This is a genomic window from Oerskovia gallyi (genome assembly GCF_014836745.1).
Taxonomy (GTDB): domain Bacteria; phylum Actinomycetota; class Actinomycetes; order Actinomycetales; family Cellulomonadaceae; genus Oerskovia; species Oerskovia paurometabola.
In genome coordinates, this window is the sequence record NZ_JACSQE010000001.1 from 381,238 (window position 1) to 388,838 (window position 7,601).

The window sequence follows — 7,601 nt, forward strand, 5'->3', positions numbered from 1 at the left end:
AAGGGTCGGTGTGGCCTGGCCGACACCCCACCCGGGGGAACCGCCGGCCCGACGGCGCCGCTCGCCGTCGGGCCGGCGCGCCCCCTCGTGCGCTCTCCCCCCAGGGAAAGACCGAGTAACCTGGGACGTTGGTGCCCACGGGGCCGTCCGCCTCACGGCGACGGCCGGGGCGCCGGCGTCCCGCAACGTCCCGCACGAAGCCACGTGCGGGGTACGCACGATTTCCCTGGAGTGATCAACTGTGGCCACTGCGCCTTCTCGACTCGATGCCGTCGTCTCCCTCGCCAAGCGGCGCGGGTTCGTCTTCCCCTCGGGCGAGATCTACGGCGGTACCCGGTCCGCCTGGGACTACGGGCCGCTCGGCACCGAGCTCAAGGAGAACATCAAGAAGCAGTGGTGGCGCACCATGGTCACGAGCCGTGACGACGTGGTGGGCCTCGACTCCTCCGTGATCCTCCCGCGCGAGGTCTGGGTCGCCTCGGGCCACGTCGGCGTCTTCACCGACCCGCTCACCGAGTGCCTCTCGTGCCACAAGCGGTTCCGCGAGGACCAGATGATCGAGGAGTTCGAGGAGAAGAAGGGCCGCGCCCCCGAGGGCGGCCTCGCCGAGATCGCCTGCCCCAACTGCGGCACGCGCGGCCAGTGGACCGAGCCCCGCGACTTCAACATGATGCTCAAGACGTACCTCGGCCCGGTCGAGGACGAGTCCGGGATGCACTACCTGCGCCCCGAGACCGCGCAGGGCATCTTCGTGAACTTCCAGAACGTCGTCGGCGCGGCCCGCAAGAAGCCGCCCTTCGGCATCGGCCAGATCGGCAAGTCGTTCCGCAACGAGATCACGCCGGGCAACTTCATCTTCCGCACGCGCGAGTTCGAGCAGATGGAGATGGAGTTCTTCGTCGAGCCCGGGACGGACGAGGAGTGGCACCAGTACTGGATCGACCTGCGCACCAACTGGTACGTCGACCTCGGCATCGACCGCGACAACCTGCGCCTCTACGAGCACCCGAAGGAGAAGCTGTCGCACTACTCGACCCGCACGGTCGACATCGAGTACCGCTTCGGCTTCAAGGGCTCCGAGTGGGGCGAGCTCGAGGGCGTCGCGAACCGCACGGACTTCGACCTCAAGACGCACTCCGAGCACTCCGGCAAGGACCTCACCTACCGTGACCCGGTCACCAACGAGAAGTACGTGCCGTACGTCATCGAGCCCGCCGCGGGCCTGACGCGTTCGCTCATGGCCTTCCTCGTCGAGTCGTACCACGAGGAGGAGGCGCCCAACGCGAAGGGCGGCACCGACGTCCGCACGGTGCTCCGGCTCGACCCGCGTCTCGCGCCCGTCAAGGCCGCGGTCCTGCCGCTGAGCCGCAACGAGCAGCTCTCGCCCAAGGCGCGCGACCTGGCCGCCGAGCTGCGCAAGTTCTGGAACGTCGACTTCGACGACGCCGGGGCGATCGGCCGCCGCTACCGCCGCCAGGACGAGATCGGCACCCCGTTCTGCATCACGGTCGACTTCGACACGCTCGACGACCAGGCCGTGACGATCCGTCACCGGGACACCATGGCCCAGGAGCGCGTCGCGCTCGACCAGGTCACCGCGTACCTGGGCGCCCGCCTCCTCGGCGCCTAGCACGCCCGCCCCTCCGGGGCCGGAGAAGGGCCGCCGTCCACCCGTGGACGGCGGCCCTTTTTCTCCTGCCGGGGGTTGGTGGGAGAATGGCCGGGTGACCCTCCCCACCCTTTCCGACGCCACGCGTGCGCCCGAGACCCCGGCGCCCGCAACCGGACACGTGCTGCCGCCCCTGCGGATCGGGCCCCACGTCGTCGAGACCCCCGTCGTCCTGGCCCCCATGGCGGGCGTGACCAACGCCGCCTTCCGTCGGCTGTGCCGCGAGCACGGCGCAGGCCTGTACGTCGCCGAGATGGTGACCAGCCGCGCGCTCGTCGAGCGCAACGAGGAGTCGCTGCGCATCGTCACGTTCGAGGACGACGAGAAGACCCGCTCGGCCCAGGTCTACGGCGTGGACCCCGCGACGGTCGGCGCCGCGGTCAAGATCATCGCGGGCGAGGACCGGGCGGACCACGTCGACCTCAACTTCGGCTGCCCCGTGCCCAAGGTCACGCGCAAGGGCGGCGGCTCGGCGCTGCCGTGGAAGAGGGACCTGTTCACCTCGATCGTGCGCGCTGCGGTCAAGGCGGCCGAGCCGTACGGCGTGCCCGTCACGATCAAGATGCGCAAGGGCATCGACGACGACCACCTGACGTACCTCGAGGCCGGGCTCATCGCCCAGCGCGAGGGCGTCGCGGCCGTGGCCCTGCACGCGCGGACCGCCGCCGACTACTACAGCGGCACCGCGGACTGGTCCGCCATCGCGCGCCTCAAGGAGACCGTGACCGAGATCCCGGTCCTCGGCAACGGCGACATCTGGTCGGCCGAGGACGCCGTGCGCATGGTGCGGGAGACGGGATGCGACGGCGTCGTCGTCGGGCGCGGGTGCCAGGGGCGGCCCTGGCTCTTCGCGGACCTGGCCGCGGCCTTCTCCGGCTCGGACGCGCGCGTGACGCCCGGCCTGCGCGAGGTCGCCGAGACCATCTACCGCCACGGCGAGCTCATGATCGAGTACTTCGGCGGGGACGAGGGCAAGGGGATGCGGGACCTGCGCAAGCACATGGCCTGGTACCTCAAGGGCTATGCGGTGGGCGGCGAGGCGCGTCAGGGTCTCGCGATGGTCTCGACGCTCGACGAGCTGCGGGGCAAGCTCGACGCGCTCGACCTCGACCAGCCCTACCCGGGCGAGGCCGCCGAGGGGCAGCGCGGCCGCGCCGGCTCGCCCAAGAAGCCACACCTGCCGTACGGCTGGCTCGACTCGCGCGAGCTCTCCGAGGAGTTCGAGGAGAAGCTGCGCGAGGCCGAGCTGAGCGTCTCCGGCGGCTGAGGCCACGGCAGGCACGACGACGGCCCGGCGCCGGAGGAGCTACTCCCGTACCCGGGCGGCGGGTCCGGGGCGGGGGGCGGGCGGGCCGTCGGGCAGCCCGGGCTACCAGGTCACGCGCGGAACCACACCGTGGTGTCGGAGGGCACGCGCACCTGCGGGTCGGCGCTGCGGTCGGAGAACGTGGGTCCGCTCTCGACCAGCACCTGCGCGCCGCGGGGCAGGACGACGGGCTCGGAGCCCAGGTTCGCCAGGACCACCACGTCGCCGTTGCGGAACGCGATCACGTCGGTCGAGTCCGCGTAGGCGTCGACCCAGGCGAGCGAGCCCGCGCCGAGGTTCTCGGCCTTGCGGATCTCGAGCGCGGCCTTGTACATCTCGAACGTCGAGCCGGCGACGCCGTACTGCGCGTCGGCCGCGAGGGCCTTGTAGGACTCGGGCTGGGGGAGCCAGGTCTTGCCCGTGGGGCCGAACCCGAGGCCGGGGGCCTCGGCCGACCAGGGGAGCGGCACGCGGCAGCCGTCGCGGCCCGCCTCGGCGCCCTCGGTGCGGAAGAACGCGGGGTCCTCGCGGACCTCGTTCGGCAGCGACGTGTGCTCGGGCAGCCCGAGCTCCTCGCCCTGGTACAGGTAGGAGCTGCCCGGCAGGCCGAGCATGAGCAGGCTCGCGGCGCGGGCCCGGCGCAGGCCGAGCTCCTCGTCGGGCTGGGGCTCGTGCGCGAAGATCCCGTTGGGGCGCAGGCCCGGCTCGGCCAGGCCCAGGCGCGAGGGGTGGCGCACGACGTCGTGGTTCGACAGCACCCAGGTGGTGGGCGCGCCGACCTCGTCGGACGCGTTGAGCGACGCGGCGACGACAGCACGCAGCGGCGCGGCGTCCCAGGCCGTGGTGAGGAACGAGAAGTTGAAGGCCTGGTGCATCTCGTCGGGGCGCACGTAGCGTGCCAGTCGCGAGAGCGGCTCGACCCAGGCCTCGGCGACGAGGGCGCGGTCGCCGTCGTACTCGGCGAGGACCTTGTGCCAGGCGCGGTAGATGTCGTGCACGCCGTCCTGGTCGAACATGGGGCCGGAGTTGCCGGCGCCGGTCGAGCCGTCCTCGGGGGCGCCCGTGTCGGTGCCCTCGACCATGGAGACGGTGCCGTCCCAGTCGGGCAGACCGTCCTGCTTGACCATGCCGTGCGCGACGTCGATGCGGAAACCGTCCACACCCTTGTCGAGCCAGAAGCGCAGGACGTCCTCGAACTCGGCGCGGACCTCGGGGTTGCTCCAGTCGAGGTCGGGCTGGGTCGAGTCGAACATGTGCAGGTACCACTGGCCGGGCACCTCGCCCTCGGCGCCGGTCACGACGTGCGCGTCCGCGCCAGCGGTCACACGGGTCCAGGCCGGGCCGCCGAAGATCGACTGCCAGTTGTTCGGGGGCAGCTCGCCGTTCTCGCCCTTGCCCTCGCGGAACAGGTAGCGGGCACGCTCGGGCGAGCCCTCGGGGGCGGCGAGCGCCTCGACGAACCAGGCGTGCTGGTCCGACGTGTGGTTCGGGACGACGTCGACGATGACGCGGATGCCCATCTCGTGGGCCTTCGCGAGCATCTCGTCGAAGTCGGCGAGCGTGCCGAACAGCGGGTCGACGTCGCGGTAGTCGGAGACGTCGTAGCCGGCGTCCTTCTGGGGCGAGCGGTAGAAGGGCGAGAGCCAGACGGCGTCGATCCCGAGCGCCTTGAGGTGCGGCAGGCGGGCGGTCACCCCGGGCAGGTCGCCGATCCCGTCGCCGTTGCCGTCCGCGAAGGAGCGCGGGTAGACCTGGTAGATCACGGCGTCGCGCCACCACTCGCCCGGGCCCTCGTGGGCGGCGTGGACGAGCTGGGTGGCGGTGAGCGCCGTGGCGGAGTCGACCTCGGGCGCCGTGGTCGAATCGATACGAGACATGGAGTACAGGTCCTCACTGTGCGGGGTGTGGCTGGGTGCTGCGAGTTCTGGGTGGCGCCGGGCCGTGCACCGGCTGCGGTGCGACGGTCCGAGCGGGGATCCGGGCGCGAGCGCCTCGGGGATCACCGGAACGGCGACCGAGGGCGCGACAGGAGGGCTGTCGCGTCGAGCCGTCGTCCGAGTGTAAGCGCTTGCGGCTAGGGGTTGTCGAGTCGACCGCTCGGCGCGGCGCCCGTCGACCCGCGCACGATCAGCTCCGGCTGGAACAACAGCTCCGACCGGGGCGCCCGGTCGCCGGAGATCTCCGTGAGCAGCGCGCTGATGGCCGCCTGGCCCATCGCGGCGACCGGCTGGCGCACGGTCGTGAGCGGCGGGTCCGTGAACGCGATGAGCGGCGAGTCGTCGTAGCCGACGACCGACACGTCCTCGGGGACGCGCAGCCCGCGCGACCGTGCGGCACGGATGGCGCCGAGCGCCATGAGGTCCGAGCCGCACACGATCGCGGTGTGTCCCGAGTCGATGAGCTCGCCGGCCGCGGCCTGCCCGCCCTCGACCGTGAAGAGCGTGACCACGATGTGCTCGGAGGCCTGGTCGGCGTCGTCGACCAGCCCGTGCCGCACGAGGGAGTCCGCGAAGCTCGCCAGCTTGCGCTGGGCCGGGACGAAGCGTCCCGGACCGATCGCGAGACCGATCTTGCGGTGCCCCAGCGACTGCAGGTGGCGCACCGAGAGCTCGACGCTCGCGACGTCGTCGGGCGAGACGAACGGCGCGTCCACGCCCGGTGCGTAGCCGTTGACGAGCACGATCGGCATGCCGCGGCTGCGCAGGCGCTCGTAGCGCTCGTGGCTGGCCTGGGTGTCGGCGTGGAGGCCGGAGATGAAGACGATGCCGTCGACCGCGTGGTCGAGCAGCATCTCGACGTACTCGTCCTCGGTGGTGCCGCCCGGCGACTGCGTGCACAGCAGGGGCGTGTAGCCGTGCTCCGAGAGCAGGGACTCGACGACCTGGGCGAACGCGGGGAAGACGGGGTTCGTCAGCTCCGGGACGATCAGGCCGACCAGGCCGGCGGAACGGTTGCGAAGCTTCTCCGGGCGTTCGTACCCGAGGAGGTCGAGAGCGGCGAGGACGGCCTGGCGCGTCTCGCTCGCAACGCCGACCTTGCCGTTGAGGACGCGCGAGACCGTCGCAGTACTGACGCCGGCCTGCTCGGCCAGATCTGTGAGACGGGTACGCACGTGGGGGAGTGTAGGGGACACCGGACCTCCTCGTCCTGGTTGCTCGCGGGCTGGATGTCGCAGTCCCGGAGGCGGTGCGCGATGAGCTGTTTCACCGTGATGTGCAATGCGTTGCATGAAAGTTACCGCAAGCGCTTGCATCATGGCTACCCGGCGTCGTACGGTCGTCCCCATCAGGGCCGAGGAGGGCAGGTTCGCCACCCTCGGCTGACATCTCGATTGCTTGGGAGTGACTCAGATGCGACGGAGCATCCTTCTTGCCGCAGCGCTCGGCACCACGCTGGCGCTCACAGCCTGCTCCGGCGGCGGTAGCGGAGACGACCCCACCACGGGGTCCGAGGACACGACTGGTGCGCTGACGGTCTGGGTCGACGAGACCCGCCAGGCCGCGGTCACCGATGCCGCGAAGGCCTTCGAGACCGAGACCGGCACCAAGGTCGAGGTCGTCCTCAAGAACTTCGACGACATCCGCGCGGACTTCCTCGCGCAGGTCCCGACGGGCAAGGGCCCCGACATCACGGTCGGCGCGCACGACTGGCTCGGCGAGTTCACGACCAACGGTGTCGTCGCACCGCTCGAGCTGGGCGACAAGGCCGCCGAGTTCGAGAAGGTCTCGATCGAGGCCTTCACGCAGGACGGCCAGGTCTACGGCCTGCCCTACGCGACCGAGAACATCGCCCTGATCCGCAACACCGCGCTCGCCGCGACCGCCCCCGCCACGTGGGACGAGGCCGTCGCCGCCGGCCAGGCCGCCGGGACCAAGTTCCCGATCCTCGTCCAGTCGGACGGCGCCAAGGGTGACCCCTACACGCACTACCCGTTCCAGACGTCGTTCGGCGCCCCCGTGTTCGCGCAGAACGAGGACGGCTCCTACAGCTCCGAGCTCGCGATGGGCGGCCCCGAGGGCCAGGCGTTCGCGACGTGGCTCGGTGCGCAGGGCGCAGCCGGCACGCTCAGCCAGGACACGACGTACGACATCGCGGTCGAGGCCTTCAAGAACGGCGAGTCGCCCTTCATCGTCGGCGGCCCGTGGATGATCGAGTCCTTCGAGGGCCTGGACCTCGCGATCGACCCGATCCCGAGCGCCGGTGGCCAGACCGCGCAGCCGTTCGTGGGCGTGCAGGGCTTCTACCTCAGCAACCAGAGCAAGAACGCGCTCGTCGCCAACGACTTCCTCGTCAACTTCCTCTCGACCGAGGAGGCCCAGACGGCCCTGTACAAGGCCGGCAACCGTTCGCCGGCCCTCACCGTCTCGGCTGACAAGGCCGCCGCGGAGGACCCGATCATCGCCGGCTTCCGTGCCGTCGGTGCCGACGCCCTGCCCATGCCCTCGATCCCCGAGATGGCTTCCGTGTGGAGCTTCTGGGGCGTGACCGAGGCAGCGATCGTCGGCGGTGCCGACCCGATCACCACCTGGGACAAGATGATCGCCGACATCCAGGCAGCGATCGGTTCCTGATCACCTGACACCCTGGCCGTGGGGGCCCCCCCGCCCCGGCCCGCCCCGGGCGCGC

Annotated in this window: 5 protein-coding genes; 3 read left to right on the forward strand and 2 right to left on the reverse strand. The window is 71.2% G+C overall.

The genetic code is table 11. From position 1 onward, the window contains the following. The first annotated feature begins 241 nt into the window (after positions 1 to 241). Both H9640_RS01700 and dusB read left to right on the forward strand, forming a co-directional pair. A complete protein-coding gene (locus tag H9640_RS01700; protein WP_191788994.1) occupies positions 242 to 1,630 on the forward strand; it encodes a glycine--tRNA ligase in 1,389 nt (462 codons plus the stop codon). 94 nt (positions 1,631 to 1,724) lie between these two features. Beyond that, entirely contained in the window at positions 1,725 to 2,936 is a 1,212-nt protein-coding gene (dusB, locus tag H9640_RS01705; RefSeq protein ID WP_372440737.1) for a tRNA dihydrouridine synthase DusB, read from the forward strand. A gap of 110 nt (positions 2,937 to 3,046) precedes the next feature. On the opposite strand, the gene H9640_RS01710 is transcribed toward dusB, so the two are convergent. Continuing rightward, positions 3,047 to 4,852, reverse strand: a complete 1,806-nt coding sequence (locus H9640_RS01710) for a glycoside hydrolase family 13 protein (RefSeq protein WP_191788995.1) — start codon at positions 4,850 to 4,852, stop codon at positions 3,047 to 3,049. Positions 4,853 to 5,049: 197 nt separating this feature from the next. Then, positions 5,050 to 6,087 (reverse strand): LacI family DNA-binding transcriptional regulator, encoded by a 1,038-nt coding sequence (locus H9640_RS01715; protein WP_307824130.1) that lies wholly within the window; start codon positions 6,085 to 6,087, stop codon positions 5,050 to 5,052. A gap of 238 nt (positions 6,088 to 6,325) precedes the next feature. Between H9640_RS01715 and H9640_RS01720 the strand changes: the two genes are divergently transcribed. Continuing rightward, positions 6,326 to 7,546 carry a sugar ABC transporter substrate-binding protein gene (locus tag H9640_RS01720; RefSeq protein ID WP_191788997.1) on the forward strand — a complete coding sequence of 407 codons (1,221 nt, stop codon included), beginning with the start codon at positions 6,326 to 6,328 and terminating at the stop codon, positions 7,544 to 7,546. Positions 7,547 to 7,601 lie beyond the last annotated feature (55 nt).